Raw genomic sequence first — 25240 nt, 5'->3', positions numbered from 1 at the left:
TGAGTCACGCCTTGGTCGCGCTAGGGGACCGTAGGGGTTGTCCGCCTCCTCTCCGCTCGCATAGCGTTTTTCTCGGAGCGGTTCGATTCCGGCGCGAAGAGGTTGGCTACTGATGCTGAACGAGGAGAAGCTGCGCGACTACCTCAAGCGGGTGTCGGCCGATCTGCACCGGACCCGCACCCGGTTGCGCGAGGTCGAAGCGCGCGAGCACGAACCGATCGCGATCATCGGGATGAGCTGCCGCTATCCTGGCGGCGTCCGGACACCGGAGCAGTTGTGGGACCTGGTCGCGGCGGGCACGGACGCCGTCGGCGGATTCCCCGTCGAACGCGGCTGGGACGTCGAGGCACTGTACGACCCCGACCCGGCCAGTCACGGCAAAACCTATACGCGCGAGGGTGGTTTTCTTTACGACGCCCACGAATTCGACGCCGGCTTCTTCGGGATCAGCCCCCGTGAAGCGCTCACCGTGGACCCGCAGCAACGGCTGCTGCTGGAGACCGCGTGGGAGGTCTTCGAACGGGCGGGGATCGACCCGGGTTCGTTGCGGGGCAGCAAAACCGGCGTCTTCGCCGGGGTGATGTACAACGACTACGGCTCACGGCTGGATTCCCGTGCCGAGGAACTGCGCGAGTTCGAGGGCTATCTCGGCAACGGCAGCGCCGGCAGTGTCGCCTCGGGCCGGGTCGCTTACACCTTCGGGCTGGAAGGTCCCGCGGTCACCGTCGACACCGCGTGCTCGTCTTCGCTGGTCGCGCTGCATCTCGCGGCACAGTCGTTGCAGCGCGGCGAGTCCACAATGGCCTTGGCGGGCGGGGTGACCGTGATGGCCTCGCCGGAGACGTTCGTCGAGTTCAGCCGTCAGCGGGGGATGGCGCCGGACGGCCGGTGCAAACCCTTCGCCGACGCGGCCGACGGCACCGGCTGGGCCGAGGGCACCGGACTTCTTTTGCTCGAAAGGCTTTCTGACGCGCGACGGCTCGGACATCCCGTGCTGGCCGTGGTTCGCGGCACCGCGGTGAACCAGGACGGTGCGAGCAGCGGGCTGACCGCGCCCAACGGGCCGTCGCAGCAGCGGGTGATTCGGCAGGCGCTGGACGCCGCAGGCCTGGCCCCGCGCCAGATCGACGTCGTCGAGGCGCACGGCACCGGGACGACGCTCGGCGACCCCATCGAGGCACAGGCCGTGCTCGCCGCGTACGGGCAGGACCGGGATCGCCCGCTGTGGCTGGGTTCGCTGAAGTCGAACATCGGGCACGCGCAGGCCGCCGCCGGGGTCGGCGGGGTGATCAAGATGGTGCAGGCCATCCGCGCCGGGATCCTGCCGCGCACCCTGCACGTCGACACTCCGACGTCGAAGGTCGACTGGGCGGCGGGTTCGGTCGAACTGCTCACCGAAGCGCGGCCCTGGCCGGAAACCGGCGAGCCGCGCCGGGCCGGGGTGTCGTCGTTCGGGGTCAGCGGCACGAACGCGCACACGATCGTCGAACAGGCCCCGGACGCGGAAATCGCTGAGGCTACAGCGGTTTCGCCCGTAGGTACCGGTGTGACGCCGTTGGTGCTGTCGGCCAGGAGCGCCGAGGCGTTGCGCGCGCAGGCCGCCCGGCTGCGCGACCACCTCGACGGGGCTTCGGATCTCATCGACGTCGGCTATTCGCTCGCGACGACACGGGCCGCGCTGGACCATCGTGCCGTCGTCGTGGCTGAGGATCCCACGGCCGCGCTGGATGCCTTGTCCGCCGGGCTCCCCGCCGCGGATCTCGTCGAGGGGACCGCGCTTCCCCCGGGCAAGGTCGCGTTCGTCTTCCCCGGCCAAGGCTCACAATGGGCCGGGATGGCCGTGGAGCTTCTCGCGGCGTCCCCGGTGTTCGCCGACTCGATGTCCCGTTGCGAAGAAGCTCTTTCGTCCTTTGTGGACTGGAAGCTGACCGACGTTCTCGGCGACGCCGCCGCGCTCGAACGGGTCGACGTCGTGCAGCCCGCTCTGTTCGCGGTCAACGTCTCGCTGGCCGCGCTGTGGCGCGCCTGCGGGGTGGAACCGGCCGCGGTGGTCGGGCACAGTCAGGGTGAGATCGCCGCCGCGTACGTGTCCGGTGCCCTGTCGCTGACCGACGCCGCGCGCGTCGTCGCCTTGCGTGCCAAGGCGATTCTCGCGCTGTCCGGTGGCGGCGGCATGGTCGCGGTCGCTCTCGGTCGCGACGAGATCGCCGCCAAGCTCGAAAACCGGGGTGACCGGGTCGCTTTGGCCGCGGTCAACGGACCGGCGTCGGTCGTCGTCTCCGGCGACCCGGAAGCACTCGACGGCCTCATCGAGACCTGTGAGGCCGAAGGCGTACGCGCCCGCCGCATCCCGGTGGACTACGCGTCGCACTCGGCGCAGGTGGACGTCCTGCGCGGGGAACTGCTCGATGTGCTGGCCGGGATCGAACACCGTGCCGCGGATGTCCCGCTCTATTCCGCGGTGACCGGCGAGCCGATCGACACCACCACGCTGACGCCGGAGTACTGGTTCCGTAACCTGCGCACGACCGTCCACTTCGAACAGTCGATCCGGCGCCTGCTCGACGACGGCCACCGGTTCTTCATCGAGGCCAGCGCCCATCCGGTGCTGACCGGCAGCGTCACCGACACCATCGAGACCCACGGTGTCCGGGCGACCGCGGTCGGTTCGCTGCGCCGCGACGAGGGCGGCCCTCGCCGGTTCCTGACCTCGCTGGCCGAGGCGCAGGTCCGCGGTCTGCGACCGGACTGGACCGCGCTGTGGCCCGGCGCGGCCCGCGTCGACCTGCCCACCTACGCCTTCCAGCGCACCCCGTATTGGCTCGACGCCGCCGTCGTCCGGCAGGGCGGCACCACCGACGCCGCCGAACTGCGGTTCTGGGAAGCCGTCGAGCGCTCGGACACCGGTGCGCTCGACGCCACCGTGCCCGCCGGTGACGGCGCCTGGGACGCGGTACTGCCCGCACTGTCGGCCTGGCGGCGTTCCGGCCGTGAGAAGTCCACTGTGGACGACTGGCGCTACCGGATCAGCTGGGTCCCGGCGACCGGGACGCCCGCGCCGTCACTCGACGGCACCTGGCTGCTGGTGGTCCCGCCCGGCGAGGTGCCCCCGGTCGCCGACGTGCTCACCGGGCACGGCGCCCGGGTCGTGACCGTCGAAGGCGGGACTGATCTGCGCGACGTCGTCGAAGAGCCGATCAGCGGTGTGCTTTCCCTGCTGGCACTCGACGAAAGCCCGCACCTGGACCATCCGGTCGTGCCCGCCGGGCTCGCCGCCACGGCGGAACTCCTCCGCGAACTCGACGTGGACGCTCCACTGTGGATCGCCACCCGCGGCGCGGTCGCCGTCGGCCGCTCCGAGACGCCGAACGCGCAGGCCGCCGTGTGGGGGCTCGGCCGGGTCGCCGGTCTCGAACATCCCGAACGCTGGGGCGGTCTCGTCGATCTGCCGCCGGAACTGGACGAACGGTCCGGGGCCCGGCTGGCCGCCGTCCTGACCGGTGAAGAGGACCAGGTCGCGGTGCGGACGTCCGGGGTGTACCTGCGGCGGCTCGTGCGCGCCCCGCTCGGCGACGCGGCGGTGCCGGAGTGGCGGCCGCGCGGCACCGTCCTGGTCACCGGCGGCACCGGCGCGGTGGCCGCGCATGTCGCGCGCTGGCTGGCCGCGAACGGCGCCGAACACCTGGTCCTGACCAGCAGGCGCGGCGCCGCGGCCGAGGGCGCGGAAGACCTGCGCGCCGAACTCGGTTGCCGCGTGACCCTGGCCGCCTGCGACGTCGGCGATCGCGAAGCGGTGGCCGCGCTGCTCGCGGAACACCCGCCGAACGCCGTTGTGCACGCAGCGGGTGTCGGCACGGTCGGCGCGCTCGCCGAGACCGGTCCTGCGGAACTCGCCGACGCGCTTTCGGCGAAGGTGGGCGGCGCCGCCCACCTCGATGAACTGCTCGAAGACCTCGACGCTTTCGTGCTCTTCTCGTCCAACGCGGGGGTGTGGGGCGGAGCGGGCCAAGGTGCCTACGCCGCCGCGAACGCCGCTCTGGACGCACTCGCCGAACGTCGTCGCGCCCGGGGTCTGCACGCCACTTCGGTGGCGTGGGGCCTGTGGGGCGGTGGCAGTGGGCTGGCCGGCGCGGAGGACGTCGAGCGGCTCCAGCGGCTCGGGCTCGGCGCGATGGACCCGGCGCTCGCCGTTTCCGCGCTGGTGCAGGCGGTTTCGCACGACGAGACCTTCGTCGCGGTGGCCGACGTCGACTGGGCGCGGTTCGCTCCCGGGTTCGCGCTCGCCCGCCCGCGACCGCTGCTGGACGCGCTACCCGAAGTCCGCCAGGCCCTGGAAGCGGAACCGACCGGGCAGAGCACCGAGTTCGCCACCGGACTGCTGTCCGCGCCCGAGGCCGACCGGGCGCGCATCGTGCTTGACCTGGTGCGCGCCCAGGCCGCCGCGGTGCTCGGCCACTCCGGGGCCGCCGCCGTCGAACCCGACCGCGCTTTCCGCGATCTGGGCTTCGACTCCCTGACCGCGGTCGAGGTCCGCAACCGCCTCGCCGCCACCACCGGCCTGCGCCTGCCCGCGACGCTGGTCTTCGACCATCCCTCCGCGGCGGTGCTCGCCGACCACCTACTCGCCGAACTCACCGGCGACGCGCCCGAGGTCACCCAGGCCAGTGTCGCCGTGACGGACGACGAGCCGATCGCGATCGTCGCGATGAGCTGCCGTTTCCCCGGCGGCATCGAAAGCCCGGAGGACCTCTGGGAGTTCGTGGCGCGCGGCGGCGACGCGATGGCCGAATTCCCGGGCGACCGCGGCTGGGACCTCGACGCGCTCTACGACCCGGACCCCGCGCACCTCGGCACGACGTACGCCAAGGAAGGCGGATTCCTCGACGACGCAGGCGGTTTCGACGCGGCCTTCTTCGGGATCTCTCCGCGTGAGGCGCTGGCGATGGACCCGCAGCAACGGTTGCTGCTGGAGACGTCGTGGGAAGCCTTCGAGCGCGCGGGAATCGACCCGGCGACGCTGCGGGGGAGCGCCACCGGCGTGTTCGTCGGCGCGTCCTTCCAGAACTACGGCATGGAGCCCGGCGAGGCGCCCGAAGGCACCGAGGGCTACTTCCTCACCGGCACCGCGACCGCCGTCGTCTCCGGCCGCCTCTCCTACACCTTCGCGCTGGAGGGGCCCGCGGTCACGATCGACACGGCGTGCTCGTCCTCGCTGGTCGCGCTGCACCTCGCGGCGCAAGCCCTGCGGCGCGGGGAATGCTCGCTGGCGCTGGCCGGGGGTGTGACGGTGATGGCGAACCCGGCGGCGTTCGTGGAGTTCAGCCGTCAGCGCGGGCTGGCCCCGGACGGCCGCTGCAAGGCGTTCGCGGACGCCGCCGACGGCACGGCCTGGTCCGAGGGTGCCGGAATCCTGCTCGTCGAACGGCTTTCCGACGCGCGCCGCAACGGACATCCGGTGCTGGCCTTGGTGAGCGGGTCCGCGGTGAACCAGGACGGCGCGTCGAACGGGCTCAGCGCACCCAACGGTCCCTCGCAGCAGCGGGTGATCCGGCAGGCCTTGGCGAACGCCGGTCTCGACCTGTCCGATGTGGACGCCGTCGAAGCGCACGGCACCGGAACCACGTTGGGCGACCCGATCGAGGCGCAGGCCTTGCTGGCGACCTATGGCCGGGATCGCGACCGTCCTTTGTGGCTCGGTTCGGTCAAGTCGAACCTGGGGCATACCCAGTCGGCGTCGGGGGTGGCCGGCGTGATCAAGATGGTGCAGGCGATCCGGCACGGCGTACTGCCGCCGACGCTGCACGTCGACGCGCCGACCACCGAAGTGGACTGGACCGAGGGCGACGTCCGGCTGCTCACCGAACCGGCTGATTGGCCGGACACCGGCCGTCCGCGCCGCGCCGGGATCTCGTCGTTCGGGGTCAGTGGCACCAACGTGCACACGCTGATCGAACAGGTCCCCGCTCTTCCCGAATCGGCCGCTCAGGACACCTGGGTTCCGTGGGTGCTGTCGGCCAAGACCGAGGACGCCTTGCGTGCCCAGGCGGCGCGACTGCGTACCCATCTCGAGAAATACCCGGAGATCTCCGACCTCGATGTCGCGTACACGCTCGCGACCGCCCGCGCCGGACTCGACGTCCGCACGGCCCTGACCGGTGACCGTGACGAGCGGCTGACTGAACTGACGCGGCTGGCGGACGGAACCTCGCTGTGCGGTAAGGCCATCGGCGGACCGGTCGGCTTCCTGTTCACCGGTCAGGGCAGCCAGAAGCCGGCGATGGGCTTCGAACTCGCCGACCGTTTCCCGGTGTTCGCGGCGGCGTTCGACGAGGTGTGCGGCCACCTGGACCCGCACCTGGAGATCCCGCTGCGCGAGGTGCTCACCACCGAGCGGCTGCACGAGACGGCGTTCGCGCAGTGCGCGCTGTTCGCGATCGAGGTCGCGCTGTTCCGGTTGCTGGAGAGCTGGGGCGTCCGGCCGAGCCTGCTGGCCGGGCATTCGGTCGGCGAGATCGCGGCCGCACACGTGTCCGGGGTGCTGTCGCTGCCGGACGCGGCCACGCTGGTCGAGGCGCGGGGCAGGCTGATGGGTGCCCTGCCGGACGGCGGCGCGATGATCGCCTTGCAGGCCACCGAGGACGAGGTCACCGCATTGCTCACCGACCGCGTCTCGCTCGCCGCGGTCAACGGCCCGGAGTCGGTGGTGATCTCCGGCGACGAGGACGCCGTCGAGGCTGTGATCGCCGCCTTCCCTGGCCGCAAGCACAAGCGGCTCGTGGTGAGCCACGCGTTCCACTCGCCGTTGATGGAGCCGATGCTCGCGGAGTTCCGGCGCGTCGTCGACGGCCTTTCCTTTGCCGAGCCCCGGATCCCGGTGGTGTCGACGGTGACCGGCCGTGTCGAACCCGAGATCGCTTCGCCCGGGTACTGGGTGCGGCACGTGCGCGAAACCGTGCGCTTCCAGGACGCTGTCCGCTTCGCCGAGGCCGAAGGTGTGCGCGCGTTCGTCGAACTCGGTCCCGAGGGCGTCCTGTCGGCGATGGCCCGCGACTGTCTGGAAGACGAGGCCGTCGCGCTGATCCCGACCCTGCGGGGCGACCGCCCGGAAGTGGCCGCGCTGGCGACCACGCTCGGCCGGCTGCACGTCCACGGCACCGAGATCGACTGGAAACCGATTTTCGACGGGGCTCGCCTGGTCTCGTTGCCGACCTATCCCTTCCAGCATCAGCACTTCTGGCTCGCGGGCACCGGCGTGCCCTCGGGTGACGCGGCCGCGTTCGGGCTCGGCGAGGCCGGGCACGCGCTGCTCGGCGCGGCCGTCCCGGTGCCCGGCGGCAGCGCGGTTTCTTTCACCGGCAGGCTTTCCCTGAGGACACACCCGTGGCTTGCGGAACACGTCGTGCTCGGTTCGGTGCTGCTGCCCGGAACGGCGTTCGTCGACCTCGCACTGCACGCGGGGGATCGCGTCGCTTGCGGTGTCCTCGCGGAGCTGACCCTGGAAGCGCCGCTGGTGCTGCCGGAAACCGGTGACGTCCGGTTGCACGTCACCGTCGGCGAGCCCGGCGACGACGATCTGCGCACGGTGGAGATCCATTCCCGCGCCGGGAACGCCGCCGACGACGAGCCGTGGACTCGCCACGGAACCGGTTTGCTCGCGCCCGGCGCACCCTCCGGACCGGAAGCCCTGAGTGCCTGGCCGCCCGAGGGCACCGAGATCCCGGTCCAGGACTTCTACGACCAGTTGACCGGCACCGGTTTCGAGTACGGACCGCTGTTCCGAGGACTGCGCGCTGCCTGGCGCTCCGGGGACGACGTCTACGCCGAGGTGTCCCTGCCCGAAGACCGGTTCCGGGCCGCGGAAGGCTTCGGTGTGCATCCCGCACTGCTCGACGCCGCCTTGCACGCCTCGAAGCTGCTTCTCGAGGGCGACACCGAGGGACCTTTCCTACCGTTCACATGGAAGGGTGTTTCCCTTTCCACGACCGGTGCGCCGGTGCTGCGGGTGCGGCTGTCGTCGCCGTCGCCGGACACGATCTCGCTGGTACTCGCCGACGGCGCGGGTGTCCCGGTGGCGTCGGTCGATTCGCTGGTGTTCCGCCGGATCTCGCCCGAACAGCTCGACCGCGGCCAGGACAGTGGCTCGCTGTTCCGAGTCGACTGGACGGCGGTGGCCGCGGAACCGGCGTCCACAGAGGACGTCCGGCTGCTGGACTGCCCGACCGGGGACACGGCGGAAGCCGTCCATCGCACGGTTTCCTGGGCACTGGGCGAAGTCCAGGACTGGCTCACCGGCGAAGGCGGCAGGCTCGTCCTGCTCACTCACGGCGGCGCGGCGGACCTCGCGCAGGCGGCGGTCCAGGGCCTGTTCCGGTCGGCTTGCTCGGAACATCCCGGTCGCTTCGGGTTGTTGGACCTCGAAACAGCCGGCGACCCGGTCACCGTACGGGTCTCCGACGACGATCCCGAACTGTCCATGAAGGACGGTGTCGCGCACGCGCCCCGGCTGGTCAGGATGGCCGCGTCGGCGGAGCCCACCCCGCTCGACCCTGACGGAACGGTGCTGGTCACCGGCGGTACGGGAGCGCTCGGCGCGCTCGTCGCCCGGCATCTGGTCGCCGTCCGCGGCGTCACGAAGCTGCTGCTGGTATCGCGGCGCGGGCTGGAGGCCGAGGGTGCCAAGGATCTGGTGACGGAACTGACCGCCGCCGGCGCCGACGTCACCGTCGAAGCTTGCGACGCCGCGGATCGAGACGCACTCGCGGCCGTGGTGGCCGGTCATTCGCTCGCCGCGGTGGTGCACACGGCGGGAGTGCTGGACGACGGCGTCGTCGGCGCGCTCACTCCGGAGCGGCTGGCCACCGTGCTGCGGCCGAAGGTCGACGCGGCGCTGAACCTGCACGAACTGGCCGGGGACGTCGCCGAGTTCGTGCTGTTCTCCTCGGCGTCGGCCACCTTCGGTAACCCTGGGCAGGCGAACTACGCGGCGGCGAACGCCTTCCTCGACGCGCTCGCCCGCCACCGTCACGCGCAAGGCCTGCCGGCCACCTCGCTCGCCTGGGGCCTGTGGGCCACCGACGGCGGCATGACCGGCGAACTGACCAGCGCCGATCTGGCGCGGATGGGCCGCTCCGGGATCACCGCGCTGACACCGGAAACGGGGCTGGCCCTGTTCGACGCGGCCTCCGGTACCGAACCCGTGGTGCTGCCGATGGGGCTGACGCCGTCGACCCTGCGCGGTATCGACCCCGCGCTGCTGCCGCCGCTCATGCGTGGCCTGGTGCGGACGTCGTCCCGTCGTGCCGCCGGTGGTCCGGCGCCGACCGCGTCCGACGGATCGGTGCTGCGGGCCAGGCTCACCGGACTGACCGGCGCCGAACGCGACGACGCTCTGCTGGAAGTGGTGCGTGAGCAGGTGGCGACCGCCCTCGGTTACCCGGGCGCCCGCGCGGTGGATCCCGGCAAGGGTTTCGTCGAACTCGGGCTGGATTCGCTGAGCGCGGTCGAACTCCGCAACCAGCTTTGCGCGCTGAGCGGCCTGAAGCTATCGACGACCGTGGTGTTCGACCACCCGAACCCGGCCGCGCTCGCCGGTCACCTCGGTGCGGAACTGCCGCAGGACGGGGTGGCCACCACCGCGTCCGTGCACGCCGAACTCGACCGTCTGGAGGCCGCGCTGGCCACCGCGGCGCCGTGGAACGGCGACCGGGCGGGGATCACCGCCCGGCTGCGGACCCTGCTGGCCACCTGGAACCCCGAACCCGGTAGCACCGAGCCCGGCGGTACCGACCACGCGCTCGAAACGGCGACCGCGGACGAACTGTTCGATCTGCTGGACCACGAACTCGGCGCGTCCTGACCCGCCTGACCTGGGAGTGACTTTTCCGTGGCGAACGAAGACAAGTACCTCGACTACCTCAAGCGCGCGACCGCCGACCTGCGGGAGACCCGGCGACGGCTCAAGGAGGCCGAGGACCGCAACCGGGAGCCGATCGCGATCGTCGGGATGGCCTGCCGGTTCCCCGGCGGCGTGCGTTCGCCGGAGGATCTGTGGGATCTCGTCGCCGAGGGCCGCGACGGGATCTCGGAGTTCCCCGCCGACCGCGGCTGGGACTTGGCTTCGCTCTACGACCCGTCCGGCGAGAGGCCCGGGACGTCCTATGCCCGCGAGGGCGGTTTCCTGCACGGTGCCGGGGAATTCGACCCGGGATTCTTCGGGATCTCGCCGCGTGAGGCGCTGGCGATGGATCCGCAGCAGCGGTTGCTGCTGGAGATCTCGTGGGAGACCTTCGAACGGGCGGGGATCGACCCGGGTTCGTTGCGGGGTAGCAAGACCGGCGTGTTCGCCGGGGTGATGTATCACGACTACGTCTCCCGGCTCGCCGCCATCCCGGAGGAACTGGAGGGCTACCTCGGCACCGGAAACTCGGGCAGCGTCGTCTCCGGCAGGGTCGCCTACACCTTCGGACTCGAAGGTCCGGCGGTCACCGTGGACACCGCGTGCTCCTCGTCGCTCGTCGCCTTGCACTTGGCGGCACAGGCTTTGCGGCAGGGCGAATGCACGATGGCACTGGCCGGTGGTGTCGCGGTGATGTCCACACCGGACACGTTCATCGACTTCAGCCGTCAGCGCGGGCTCGCCGCCGACGGCCGCTGCAAGTCCTATTCGGACGGTGCCGACGGCACGTCGTGGGCCGAAGGTGTCGGGATGCTCCTGGTGGAGCGGCTTTCCGACGCGCAGCGCCTCGGACATCCGGTGCTGGCCGTGGTGCGCGGCAGCGCGGTGAACCAGGACGGCGCGAGCAGCGGGCTCAGCGTGCCGAACGGTCCGTCGCAGCAGCGCGTGATCCGGCAGGCGCTGGACAACGCGCAGCTCTCGGCAGGCCAGGTCGACGTCGTCGAAGGCCATGGCACCGGGACCACACTCGGGGACCCGATCGAAGCGCAGGCGCTGCTGGCCACCTATGGTCGGGAGAAGAGCGCCGAGCGGCCGCTGTGGCTCGGGTCGCTGAAGTCGAACATCGGGCACTCGCAATCCGCGGCCGGGGTCGGTGGCGTGATCAAGATGGTGCAGGCCATCCGCAACGGGGTGCTGCCCCGGACCCTGCACGCCGGGGAAGCGTCGTCCAAAGTGGACTGGTCGGCCGGTGCGGTCGAACTGCTCACCGAAGCGCAGCCATGGCCGGAGACGGGACAACCGCGCCGAGCCGGGGTGTCGTCGTTCGGGGTCAGCGGCACGAACGCGCACACCATTATCGAGCAGGCACCCGACGCCGAACCGGAAGCACTCGCGCCGCCGTCCGGTGCGGTGCCCGCGGTGCTGTCCGCCAAGACCGCCGAGGCGTTGCGAGAGCAGGTCGTCCGGCTTCGTTCGCACGTGCTGGCTCGCCCGGAACTGGCCGTGGCCGACGTCGCCGCGTCGCTCGCCGGCACTCGCACGCTCCATGACCACCGCGGCGCGATCGTCGCCGCCGACCGAGCCGACTTACTGGCCGGGCTGGACATCCTCGCCGCCGGGGCCACCACCTCCGGAGTCTCTCAGGGTGCCGCCGGTGCGGGCGGGCTGGCGTTCTTGTTCACCGGACAGGGAAGTCAGCGGCTCGGGATGGGCCGTGAACTGGCGGAACGTTTTCCGGTGTTCGCTTCGGCCTTCGACGAGGTGTCCTCTCGTTTCGACTTGCCGGCCGACCTTTCGGCCGGCGAACTGAACGAGACGGCGAACACACAGTGTGCGTTGTTCGCACTGGAAGTCTCCCTGTTCCGGTTGGTGGAGAGCTGGGGTGTCCGGCCGGATTTCCTGGCGGGGCATTCGATCGGTGAGATCGCGGCCGCGCACGTGGCCGGGGTGCTTTCGCTGGATGACGCGGTGACTTTGGTGGCCGCGCGTGGTCGTTTGATGCAGGCGTTGCCTCGCGGCGGGTCGATGGTGGCGCTGCAGGCGACCGAAGCCGAAGTGGCCCCGTTGCTCACCGGAAACGTGTCGATCGCGGCGATCAACGGTCCGAATTCTGTGGTGGTGTCCGGGGACGAGGACGCCGTCGCTGCTGTGGTCGCCGCGTTCGAGGGGCGCAAGTCCAAGAAGCTCGTGGTGAGTCACGCGTTCCACTCGCCGTTGATGGACGCCATGCTCGACGACTTCCGCGCGGTCGCCGAGGGCCTGACGTACCAGGCACCGCGGATTCCCGTGGTCTCCGGCGTTTCGGGAGACCTGGCGGACCTCGCCACCGCGGACTACTGGGTGCGGCATGTCCGCGAGGCGGTCCGCTTCCGTGACGTGATCGGTTTCCTGGAAGCGGAAGGCGTCGACCGGTTCCTCGAGATCGGGCCGGACGCCGTCCTCGCCGCGATGGCGCAGGACTGCTTGGAAGGCGACGTCGTCGTGGTCCCGGCCTTGCGGCGGAACCGGGCGGAGGACGTCACCCTGCTCTCGGCGATCTCCGGCCTTCAGGTGCACGGCGTGCCCGTCGACTGGACGCCGCTGCTCACCGGCGCGCGTCGCGTCGACCTGCCCACCTATGCCTTCCAGACCCAGCGTTACTGGCTCGACGGCCCGCTCCTCGCCACCGGCGACGCGACCGGATTCGGCCTCGGTGCCACCGCCCATCCGCTGCTCGGCGCGGTCGTCACGATGGCCGACGCGAACGGGGTCCTGCTCACCGGGCGGCTTTCGCGCGCCGCCCAGCCGTGGCTCACCGGGCACGTCGTCGCCGGGCACGTCCTGTTGCCGGGGACGGCGTTCGTCGATCTCGCGCTGCACGCGGGCGACAAGGTGGACTGCGGGATCCTCGAGGAGCTCACGCTCCAGGAACCGCTGGTCCTGCCCGAGCACGACGCGCTCAGCCTCCAGCTGATGGTCGGCGCGCCGGAGGAGGGCGGCAGGCGCACGGTCGGCGTCTACTCCCGGCCCGAAACCTCCGACGGCGAATGGTCCCGCCACGCGTCCGGCGTCCTCGCCCCCGGATTCCCCGCCGCCGACTTCACCCTGGCCGCTTGGCCTCCCGCCGGTGCGGAGCCGGTCGAGATCGACGGCCTGTACGACGCGCTCGCCGAGGTCGGCCTCGACTACGGCACCGCTTTTCAAGGCGTCCGCGCGGCGTGGACGCTGGATTCGGCCGTGTACGCCGAGATCGAACTCGCCGAAGCGGAGAAGGCCGATGCCGCCCGCTTCGGACTGCATCCCGCGCTGCTCGACGCCGCCCTGCACGCGGTGGGGCTCGGCGCGCTGATCGCCGACACCACTCAGGCGCGGCTGCCGTTCTCGTGGTCCGGCGTGAGCCTGCAGGCCGCCGGCGCGACCAGCCTGCGGGTGCGGCTCACCTCGGCGGGCCCGGACACGGTGGCGCTGGCCGTCGCGGATCCGGACGGGCAGCCGGTGCTCGTCGCCGACGGGCTCACCCTGCGGGCGATTCCTTCCGGCGCCCTGGAATCCGCGCGAAACCAGGATGAGCTGTTCCGCGTCGACTGGCACCCGCTCGCGATCCCGGCCGCCGACGAGACCGAATACGTCATCGAGTCCTTTGTGGACTACAAGACCGACGCTCACGCGGCCGCGGCGCGAGCGCTGGAACTCGTCCACGCGCACACGGACGGACCCAAGCTCGTCTTCCTCACCCAAGGTGCTGTCGGCGGGGCAACCCCGGCGCAGGCGACCGTCTGGGGTCTGGTGCGCACCGCGAAGGAGGAGTTCCCGGACCGGTTCGTCCTCCTCGACGTCGATGCCGAGCCCACACCCGACCTCGTGGCCGCCGCGGTGGCGACCGGCGAACCCGAGCTGGTGATCCGCGCCGGCGCGCTGTTCGGTGCCCGGCTCGTCCGTGCCCCGCAGGCCGGCACGGAGACTCCCGCGCTTTCGGGGACTGTGCTGATCACCGGCGGAACCGGCGCCCTGGGCGCGGAACTCGCCCGGCACCTGGTGCGCTCGCGCGGTGTCCGGCAGTTGCTGCTGACCAGCCGTCGAGGACTCGCGGCACCAGGAGCCACCGAACTGGCGGAAGAGTTGACCGCTCTCGGCGCGGAGGTGCTGATCGAAGCTTGCGACGCTTCCGACCGCGACGCCGTCGCCGCGCTGCTGGCCGACCATCCGGTGACCATGGCCGTGCACGCGGCGGGAGTGCTGGACGACTGCCTGCTCGGAGATCTGACCCCGGAACGGCTCGACACCGTCCTGACGGCCAAAGTGGACGCGGCGCTGCACCTGCACGAACTGCTCGGCGACGCCGAACTCGTTCTGTTCTCTTCTGCTGCCGGGGTCTTCGGCAACGAGGGTCAGGCGAACTACGCGGCCGCGAACGCCTTCCTCGACGCGCTCGCCGAGCACCGCCGGGCGGCCGGACTGCCCGCGACGTCGTTGGCCTGGGGGATGTGGGCGTCCGGAATGGGCGGCACGCTCGCTTCTCGGCCCGCCTTCCCGGCACTGTCCACTGAGGATGGTCTCGCGCTCTTCGATCTCGCGGTCTCTCATGACGACGCCGCGCTCGTGCCGATCCGGCTCGACCTGCCCGCGCTGCGTGCCCAGGTGGGTGGGGACGTGCCGCCGTTGCTGCGTGGCCTCATCCGGCCCGCGCGCCGCGCCGCCGTCACTGGTTCGTCCGGTGCGCTGGCGGGCAAACTGGCCGCCCTCGCCCCGGCGGAGCGGCACCGGGAACTGCTGGAGATCGTGCGCACGCAGGTCGCCATCGTGCTCGGGCACGTCGGATCCGAAGCGGTCGACGCCTCCAAGCCGTTCCAGGAACTCGGGTTCGACTCGCTGGCGGCGGTCGACCTGCGCAACCGGCTGACCGCGGCCACCGGGTTGCGGCTGGCCGCGACGCTGGTCTTCGACTATCCGACCCCCACGGTGCTCACCGAGCATCTGCTGGAGGGATTGCTGGGCGACGCCGTGGCCGCCGCGACCGCGCCGGTGCGGACGACCCCGGTCGACGAGCCGATCGCGATCATCGGGATGGCGTGCCGCTATCCCGGCGGGGTCGGTTCCCCGGAAGAGCTGTGGGACCTGGTGTCCGCCGGGCGGGACGGCGTCTCGGGGTTCCCGGTCAACCGAGGCTGGGACGTCGAAGGGCTTTACGACGCGGATCCCGGCAAGGCAGGCAAAAGCTACGCCCGCGAGGGTGGCTTCCTGCACGACGCGGGGGAGTTCGACGCCGCGTTCTTCGGGATCTCGCCGCGCGAGGCCTTGGCGATGGACCCGCAGCAGCGACTGCTCCTGGAGACGTCGTGGGAGGTGTTCGAGCGCGCCGGAATCGACGCCGACGCGGTGCGGGGCAGCAAGACCGGCGTGTTCGCCGGGGTGATGTACCACGACTACGCGGCCCGGCTGCACTCTGTGCCGGAGGACGTCGAGGGTTATCTGGGCACCGGGAACTCGGGCAGCGTGATCTCCGGCCGGCTGGCCTACACCTTCGGGCTGGAGGGTCCGGCGGTCAGTATCGACACGGCGTGCTCGTCGTCGCTGGTGGCGATGCACCTTGCTGGACAGGCGTTGCGGCAAGGCGAGTGCTCGCTCGCGCTTGCCGGTGGCGTGACGGTGATGGCGACCCCGAATACTTTTGTGGAGTTCAGCCGTCAGCGCGGAATGGCCGTCGACGGCCGGTGCAAGTCGTTCGCCGATGCGGCTGACGGCACCGGCTGGGGCGAGGGTGTCGGCATGCTCCTGCTGGAGCGTCTGTCGGACGCGCGGCGGCACGGCCACCAGGTGCTGGCCGTGGTGCGCGGCAGCGCGGTGAACCAGGACGGCGCGTCCAACGGGCTGACGGCGCCGAACGGCCCGTCGCAGCAACGGGTGATCCGGCAGGCGCTGGCGAACGCCGGCCTCGGACCGTCCGATGTGGACGCCGTCGAGGCGCACGGCACCGGGACGACGCTCGGCGATCCGATCGAGGCGCAAGCGTTGCTGGCGGCTTATGGCCAGGAGCGCGAGCGTCCGCTGTGGCTGGGTTCGGTGAAGTCGAACCTGGGCCACACGCAGGCCGCGGCCGGGGTGGCGGGCGTGATCAAGATGGTCGAGGCGATGCGGCACGGGGTACTGCCGAAGACCCTGCATGTCGACGAGCCTTCGTCGCATGTGGACTGGGCCGAGGGCGCGGTCTCGCTGCTCACCGAGTCTCGGGAGTGGCCCGAAACCGGCCGTCCTCGCCGGGCCGGGATCTCCTCGTTCGGCATCAGCGGCACCAACGCTCACACCATCATCGAGTCCGCCGAGCCGGAACCGTTCGAGTCCGTCGAGGTTCGCGGTGGTTTACCGTGGCTGCTCTCGGGTAAGACCGAGGAATCCTTGCGGGCACAGGCGGCTCGCCTGCATGAGTACCTGGTCAGCACGCCGGACCTGTCCGCCGCGGACATCGGCTTCTCGCTGGCCGCCCGGACGGCGCTGGAACACCGTGCCGCGATCGTGGCCGACGACCGGGGTGCTCTGTTGGCGGGGCTCGTCGCCGCAGGGATCACCGGGCGCGCGGCAGAGGGACGGGTCGCGTTCCTGTTCACCGGACAGGGAAGTCAGCGGCTCGGCATGGGCCGTGAACTGGCGGAACGGTTTCCGGTGTTCGCTTCGGCCTTCGACGAGGTGTCCTCTCGTTTCGATCTGCCGGACAACCTTTCGGCGGAGCAACTGAACGAGACCGAGTACACGCAGTGCGCGTTGTTCGCGCTGGAAGTCGCGCTGTTCCGGTTGGTGGAGAGCTGGGGTGTCCGGCCGGACTTCTTGGCGGGACATTCGATCGGTGAGATCGCGGCCGCGCACGTCGCCGGGGTGCTTTCGCTCGATGACGCCGTCACCTTGGTCGCTGCCCGTGGTCGTCTGATGCAGGCCTTGCCTCGTGGCGGATCGATGGTGGCTTTGCACGCGACCGAGGACGAAGTCGTACCGCTGCTCAACGGAAACGTGTCGATCGCGGCGATCAACGGTCCGAATTCCGTGGTGGTGTCCGGTGCTGAAGACGCCGTCGCCGCCGTGGTCGCCGCCTTCGAGGGGCGCAAGTCCAAGAAACTCGTGGTCAGCCACGCGTTCCACTCGCCGTTGATGGACCCCATGCTCGACGGCTTCCGCGCGGTCGCCGAGGGCCTGACCTACCAGGCACCGCGGATCCCGGTGGTGTCCGGCGGACTCGTCGACTTGGCGACACCGGAGTACTGGGTCCGCCACGTCCGTGACGCGGTCCGGTTCTCCGACACGGTGAAGTTCCTGGAGGCCGAGGGCGTCACCCGGTTCCTGGAGCTGGGTCCGGACGGCGTCCTGACCGCGATGGCACAGGACTGCCTCAACGCCGACACCGACGCCGTGCTGGTCCCCGCCCTGCGCCGCGATCGGGCGGAGGTGTCGGCCCTGCTCACCGCGATCTCCGGGCTGCATGTCCACGGGGTCGCCGTCGACTGGACGCCGCTGTTCGCCGGGGCCCGGCGGGTCGACCTGCCCACCTATGCCTTCCAGCGTCAGGAGTTCTGGCTCGACGCGGGCGCCACCGCCGGTGACCTCTCCGCCGCGGGCCTGGCCGACGCCGACCATCCGCTGCTCGGCGGCGCGGTGACCCTGCCGGACTCCGGCGGGACCGTGCTCACCGGCAGGCTGTCGCTGTCCGCGCAGCCTTGGCTGGCCGACCACGCCGTCGGCGAAACCGTGCTCCTGCCCGGCACCGCGTTCGTCGAACTCGCCCTCACCGCCGGGCGTCGCCACGGCCGCGCCCTGCTCGAAGAACTGACTCTCGAAAGCCCGTTGGTCCTGCCCGAACACGGCGATGTCCGGCTGCGTGTCTGGATTCGCGAGCCGGATGAGGCCGGAGTGTGCGCGGTCAGCGTGTACTCCCGCGCCGAGGACGACGAACCTTGGACCCGGCACGCCACCGGAACACTCGTCGAGGACACCGGTGCCGAGCCCGTCGACCTCACCGCGTGGCCGCCCGCCGGTGCCGTAGAGGTCGACATCGACGGCCTCTACGACGCCCTCGCCGACGCGGGCCTGAACTATGGCCCCGTTTTCCAGGGCGTCCGCGCGGCCTGGCGCACCGGCGGGACGGTGTGCGCCGAGATCGACCTCGGCGAACAGCAGGCCGACGCCGCCTGGTTCGGGCTGCACCCCGCGCTGCTGGACGCCGCACTCCACACGGCCGGACTCGGTGCGCTTGATACCGAAGACGGTCGGGCCAGGCTTCCGTTCTCGTGGTCCGGTGTCTCGCTCGCCGCCCAGGGCGCGACGGCGCTGCGCGTCCGGCTCACCGGCGAGGACGGCACGCTTTCCCTCGCGATCGCCGACGGGACCGGTGCGCCGGTGGCCACGGTCGACGGGCTGGTCGTGCGCCCGGTCGATCCCGCGCAGCTCGCGGGCGGGGACGGTTCGCTGTTCCGCGTCGACTGGGTGCCCGTCCGCGCGCGGGCCGACGCCGACGAACTCGCGATGGTCTCATCCCTCGCGGAACTGGATTCGGTGCCTTCGGTGGTCGTTCTGTCCGAAGTGGACGCCACGAATGTCCATGACGCGACCGCCCGTACGTTGTCCGCGCTCCAGACTTGGCTGGCCGACGACCGCTTCGCCGACGCCACGTTGGTCGTGCGGACGAGCGGTGCGGTCTCGGTGGCCGGTGAGGACGTCACCGATCTGGCGGGCGCCGCCGTCTGGGGACTGGTCCGTTCGGCGCAGTCCGAGCACCCGGACCGGTTCGTGCTCATCGACGGCCCGGTGGCGGCCGGCGCGGTGGCCACCGGGGAAGCGCAACTTGCCGTGCGGGAAGGGAAAATCTGGGCACCGCGGCTCGCCAAGGCCGTTCCGTCCGGTGCGGGCCCGGAGTTCGACCCGGCCGGGACCGTGCTCCTCACCGGCGCCACCGGCGCGCTGGGCGGTCTGCTCGCGCGCCACCTCGTCACCGCACACGGTGTGCGGCATCTGCTGCTGGTCAGCCGCCGGGGCGCGGACGCCCCCGGTGCCGCGGAACTGCTGGCGGACCTGACCGCGCTCGGCGCACAGGCGACGCTGGCCGCCTGCGACGTCGCCGATCGCGCCGCCCTCGCGAACCTGCTGGCCCGTGTCCCCGCCGACCACCCGGTGACCGCCGTGGTGCACACGGCGGGCGTGCTCGACGACGGTCTGGTCGACACGCTGACCCCTGAGCGGCTCGACACTGTCTTGCGCCCCAAGGCCGACGCCGCGCTGAACCTGCACGAACTGGCCGGCGACGTCGCCGAGTTCGTCCTGTTCTCCTCCGCCGCGGGTACTTTCGGCAACGCCGGGCAGGCGAATTACGCCGCCGCAAACGCTTTCCTCGACGCGTTGGCCCAGCACCGGCGGGCGAACGGGCTTCCGGCCCGCTCATTGGCCTGGGGGCTCTGGGAAACAGACGACGGTATGGACGCCTCGGCCGCCGTCGCCCGGCTGACCGGGTCCGGACTCAGTGCCGAAGAGGGCCTGCGCTTGTTCGACACCGCCGGTGACGAAGCAGTGCTGCTGCCGATGAAACTCGACCTCGCCGTGCTCCGCGCCGAACTGGGTACCGACGTGCCGTCGTTGCTGCGTGGCCTGCTCAAGGCACCGGCTCGCCGGGCCGCCGGTGGGTCCGCCTGGAAACGACAGCTCGCCGGACTGTCCGAAGTGGAGCGCGACACGCGTCTCCTCGAACTGGTACGGACGCAGGTCGCGGCGGTCCTCGGCTACTCCGGCCCCGACGACGTCGCCGAAGATCGCGCCTTCACCGAACTCGGCTTCGACTCGCTCACCTCGGTGGAACTGCGGAACCGGCTGAACTCCGCGACCGGGCTGCGCCTGCCCGCCACCCTCGTGTTCGACCACCCGAACTCGGCCGCGGTCGTCTCCCGGCTGCGGGAGGAACTGTCCGGCGCCGTGGCGACGGTGGCGGCGGTGACGACAGCGCCGGTCGACGAGCCGATCGCGATCGTCGGGATGGCCTGCCGGTTCCCCGGCGGCGTCCGTTCCCCCGAGGACCTTTGGCGGCTGGTCACCGACGGGCGCGACGGCATCTCGCTGTTCCCCTCCGACCGAGGTTGGGACGTCGAAGGCCTGTACGACCCCGAACTCAGCAAGCCCGGCACGTCCTGCACCCGCTACGGCGGCTTCCTGCACGACGCGGGGGAGTTCGACGCGGGGTTCTTCGGGATCTCGCCGCGTGAGGCGCTGGCCATGGACCCGCAGCAGCGGCTCCTGCTGGAGACGTCGTGGGAGGCTTTCGAGCGGGCGGGCATCGACCCGGCCACCCTGCGCGGCAGCGGGACCGGCGTGTTCGCCGGGGTGATGTACCACGACTACGTTTCGCGGCTGACCAGCGTTTCCCCGGATCTGGAAGGGTATCTGGGCACCGGGAACTCGGGCAGCGTCATCTCCGGCCGGCTGGCCTACACCTTCGGGCTGGAAGGTCCGGCGGTCAGCATCGACACGGCCTGTTCGTCGTCGCTGGTGGCGATGCACCTCGCCTCGCAGGCGTTGCGCCAGGGTGAATGCACGATGGCACTGGCCGGCGGTGTGGCGGTGATGTCCACACCGGACACCTTCGTCGAGTTCAGCCGCCAGCGCGGAATGGCGCCGGACGGCCGGATCAAGGCGTTCTCGGAGTCCGCCGACGGAACGGCCTGGGGTGAAGGCGTCGGCATGCTCCTGCTGGAGCGGTTGTCGGATGCCCGGCGCAACGGCAGGCAGGTCCTCGCCGTGCTGCGGGGGACGGCGGTCAACCAGGACGGCGCGTCCAACGGCCTCACCGCACCGAACGGCCCCTCGCAGCAGCGAGTGATCCGGCAGGCCTTGGCGAACGCAGGTCTGCGACCGTCCGATGTGGACGCGGTCGAAGCGCACGGCACCGGCACCACCCTGGGCGACCCGATCGAGGCGCAGGCCTTGCTGGCCACCTACGGGCAAGACCGCGAGCGTCCGCTGTGGCTCGGTTCGGTGAAGTCGAACCTCGGGCACACACAGGCGGCCGCCGGGGTGGCAGGCGTGATCAAGATGGTCGAAGCGATGCGGCACGGAGTACTGCCGAAGACGCTCCACGTCGACGAACCTTCGTCGCATGTGGACTGGACCGAAGGCGCCGTCTCGTTGCTCACCGAGTCGCGGGAGTGGCCGGACACGGGGGGACCGCGCCGCGCCGCCGTGTCGTCGTTCGGTATCAGCGGTACCAACGCCCACGCCGTCCTCGAATCCGCCGACATCGCTGTGCCGGAGTCGGCCGAAACGCCGGACATCCTGGTCGTCCCGCTCTCGGCCAAGACTCCGGAAGCGCTGCGCGGTCAGGCCGCCCGGCTCCACGCGTATCTGGCATCGAACCCGGATCTCGCCCTCACCGATGTCGCGCACACCCTTGCTTCCCGGGGCCTTTTCGAGCACCGGGCGGTACTTCCCGCCACCGGTGTGCTCGACGGGCTGGCCCGGCTCGCCAAGGGAGAGCCCGGCGACGACATCGTCACTGGTGTCGCCAAGCCGAGTGGCAAACTCGCGTTCCTCTTCACCGGCCAGGGCAGCCAGCGGGCAGGGATGGCGGACGAGCTGTCGGCCGCGTTCCCGGTCTTCGCCCAAGCCTTCGACGAGGTCTGCGCGCGGTTCGACGCGGTGCTGGACCGTCCGCTGCGGGAGGCGATCGCCGGAGAACTGGTCGACCAGACCGAATACACGCAGTGCGCGCTGTTCGCCGTCGAGGTCGCACTGTTCCGGCTCGTCGAGAGCTGGGGTGTGCGGCCCGACTTCCTTGCCGGGCACTCGATCGGCGAACTCGCGGCGGCTCACATCTCGGGGGTCTGGTCGCTGGACGACGCGTGCACGGTCGTCGCCGCCCGCGGCAAGCTCATGCAGGCGTTGCCGCCGGGCGGGGCGATGGTCGCCCTCCAAGCCACCGAAGAAGAAGTGCGGCCGCTGGTCGACGACGTGGCCGTCTCGATCGCCGCGATCAACGGACCGGTCTCCGTGGTCATTTCGGGCGAAGAGGCCGCTGTGACCGTGCTGGCCGCGGAATTCGGCGAGCGAGGCCGCAAGACGAAGCGGCTCACCGTCAGCCACGCCTTCCACTCGCCGCTGATGGACGGGATGCTCGACGAGTTCCGCGCGGTGCTCGACGGCGTCACGGCCGCCGCCCCGGTCATCCCCCTCGTCTCGACCCTGACCGGCGAGCCGCTGACCGGGGACGAGGCCAAGTCCAGCGAGTACTGGGTGCGTCACGTGCGGGAGGCGGTCCGCTTCTGCGACGCCGTCCGGCGGCTGGAAGCCCAGGGCGTCAAACGGTATCTGGAACTGGGGCCGGACGCCTTGCTGAGCGCGCTCGGCGAGCACTGCGTCACCGAAGAGTCCACAGTGGACGCACCGATGTTCGTCCCGGCGCAGCGCTCGGACCGGCCCGACGCCGCGACCTTCGTGACCGCGCTGGCCCGGCTGCACGTCCACGGCGTCCGCGTCGACTGGGCGACGGCCTTCCCCGGTACCTCGGCGGATCTGCCCACCTACGCTTTCCAGCGCGAGCGGTACTGGCTGCGGCCCGCCGCCCCCGCCATCGGGGACGTCGCCGGTCTCGGTCAGCGGCCGGCCGGGCATCCGTTGCTGGGCGCGGCGGTCGAGTCGCCGGACAGCGGCGCGGTGCTGTTCACCGGCCGGTTGTCGCCGCAGGACCAGCCCTGGCTCGCCGACCACGTCGTCGCCGGAACGATGCTGCTGCCGGGAACCGCGTTCGTCGAACTCGCCCTGCGGGCCGGGGAACTCACCGGCTGCGGTGCCGTGGACGAACTGACCCTCGAAGCGCCGCTGGTACTCGCCGACCACGGCGGCACGGTGCTCCGGATGGTCGCCGCCACGCCGGACGAGACCGGCAGGCGAGCGCTGGACGTCTACTCGCGTCCCGACGAGGACGACGCCGAGTGGATCCGTCACGCGACCGGGATCCTGTCGCCGTCGGTCCCGAGCGCGCAGTTCGACCTCTCCGCTTGGGCGGCCGCCGACGCGGAAGCCGTCGAAATCGAGGGCCTGTACGACGAACTGGCCGCGGCCGGGCTCGAATACGGGCCGGTCTTCCAGGGGCTCCGTTCCGCTCAGCGGCGCGGGGACGACGTCTGGGCCGAGGTCGATCTGCCGGAAGGCACCGAAACCGAAGGCTTCGGGCTGCATCCGGCCCTGCTCGACGCGGCCCTGCACGCGATGGGTTTCGGTCCCTACAACGATCCCGAGGCCGACGTCGCCGCCGGCCGGGTGCGGTTGCCGTTCGCGTGGTCGGGTGTCCGGCTCTACGCCTCCGGCGCCCGTGCCCTGCGGGTGCGGTTCTCCCCGGCGGGCGAGAACGCGGTGTCGCTGGTCGCCGCCGACGAGACCGGCAGGCTCGTGGCCACAGTGGACGCTTTGACGCTGCGGCCGGTCTCGCTGGAACAACTCGGCGGGGGCCGCCGAGGTAGTCACGAGTCGTTGTTCGGTCTCGACTGGGCGCCGGTCACGCTCGACCCCACGGCGATCACGCCCGCGGGCTGGGCCGTCGTCGGCATCGACGACTTCAAGCTCGACGCAGCCTTGGCCGCCGCGGGCTACCACGGCCAGACGCAGGCGAGTTTCGAGACGCTGGCCGCGTCGCTCGGCCAAGGCACGCGGGCGCCGGAACTGGTGTTCGTGTCCTGCGCGCCGGAACCGGGGGACGACCTGGCCGGAGCGGTCCGCGCGGCCACGCACCGGGCGCTGGACCTGGTCCGGTCCTGGCTGGCCGAAGACCGGTTCGCCGCGTCCCGGCTGGTGCTGGTCACCGGCGGTGCGGTCGGCGTCGGCGACGAGGACGTGCCGGATCTGGCCCAGGCCGCGGTCTGGGGGCTGGTGCGCTCGGCGCAGTCGGAACATCCCGGCCGGTTCGTCCTGGTCGACCTCGACGAACAGGACGCCTCTTACCGCGCTCTGTTGCCCGCGCTGGCTTCCGATGAACCGCAACTGGCTCTGCGCGGTGGTGCGGTGAAGGCACCCAGGCTCGTCAAGCCGACGGTGTCCGGAAAGGACAGTGGAGCGCTGCCCGACGGCACGGTGCTGATCACCGGTGGCACCGGGGCGCTCGGCGCCACGCTGGCCCGCCACCTGGTGACCGCACGGGGTGCTTCCCGGCTGCTGCTCGCGAGCCGCCGGGGCCCGGACGCGCCGGGCGCCGGTGCGCTGACCACCGAACTGCGGGAACTGGGCGCGGACGTCGAGGTGGTGGCCTGCGACGCCGCCGATCGTGAAGTCCTGCGCGAGGTCCTGGCCACGCATCCGGTGACCGCGATCGTGCACGCCGCCGGTGTCCTGGACGACGTCGTGCTCGACGGCCTGACCCCCGAGCGGCTCGACGCCGTCCTGAGGCCGAAGGTCGACGCGGCGGTGAACCTGCACGAACTGGCGGGAGACGTCGACGAGTTCGTCCTGTTCTCCTCCGCCGCTGGTACGTTCGGCAACCCAGGTCAGGCCAACTACGCCGCCGCCAACGCGTTCCTGGACGCGCTCGCCCGGCACCGCCGCGCGCGGGGCCTGCCGGCGTCGTCTCTCGCGTGGGGGCTGTGGGCGGGCGACGGAATGGGTGGCGGGATGGCCGAACGCGATCTCGACCGGATGACCGCGTCCGGCGTCGGCGCACTGTCCACAGAGGAGGGACTGGAATTGTTCGACCTGGCGACATCGGCCGCACAGCCGGTGCTGCTGCCGATGCGGATGGACCTCGCGGCTCTGCGCGCCGGGCTCGGCGCCGAGGTCCCGCCGCTGCTCCGAGGGCTGATCCGCAGCGCGGGAAAGCGGGTGGAGACGGCGGGTTCGCCGACCGGTGACGCCTTGAAGGCCGAGCTGGCCGGAATGTCCGAAGAGGAGCGTGCGGCGGCCTTGCTGAACCTGGTCGCCACGCACGTCGCGGCCGTGCTCGGCTACCCGGGCCCGGACCAGGTCGATCCGGCCAAGGCGTTCACCGAGCTGGGCTTCGATTCACTGGCGGCGGTCGAACTGCGCAACCGGGTCAACGAGGCCACCGGCTTGCGGCTGCCGGCCACGCTCGTGTTCGACCACCCGACCACCGAAGCGGTGGCGGAACTCGTGGGCACCGAACTCGGCAGTGCCGAACCGCCACCGCCGTTGGGAGTGCTCGCGGAACTCGACCGGCTCGAGGCGGCTTTCGCCGTCGGGGGCCCGGAAGACACGATCCGCGGCAAGGTCAAGGACCGCCTGCGGGCCCTGCTGGCGGCTTGCGACGGCACGGACGACGCCGAATCCGTGGCGGACCGGCTCGAAACGGCGTCGGACGACGAGATGTTCGATTTCATCGGCAAGGAACTCGGGATCTCCTGA

At 71.3% G+C, this 25240-nt stretch carries 2 protein-coding genes; both read left to right on the top strand.

The window, feature by feature from the left end:
* The first annotated feature begins 112 nt into the window (after nucleotides 1-112).
* A complete protein-coding gene (locus ACLJRL_RS22560) occupies nucleotides 113-9856 on the top strand; it encodes a type I polyketide synthase (RefSeq protein WP_410658220.1) in 9744 nt (3247 codons plus the stop codon).
* A gap of 27 nt (nucleotides 9857-9883) precedes the next feature.
* Nucleotides 9884-25240 (top strand): SDR family NAD(P)-dependent oxidoreductase, encoded by a 15357-nt coding sequence (locus tag ACLJRL_RS22555; protein ID WP_410658219.1) that lies wholly within the window; start codon nucleotides 9884-9886, stop codon nucleotides 25238-25240.

The sequence above is a fragment of the Amycolatopsis sp. lyj-112 genome, assembly GCF_046549055.1.
Lineage (GTDB): Bacteria > Actinomycetota > Actinomycetes > Mycobacteriales > Pseudonocardiaceae > Amycolatopsis.
The sequence above is the reverse complement of the archived record's forward strand: the minus strand, read 5'-3'. Positions and strand labels throughout refer to the sequence as shown.

Bases quoted from the DNA above. Each gene is read 5' to 3' on its own strand.
- ACLJRL_RS22560 (WP_410658220.1), top strand. From the start codon at position 113: ATGCTGAACGAGGAGAAGCTGCGCGACTACCTCAAGCGGGTGTCGGCC.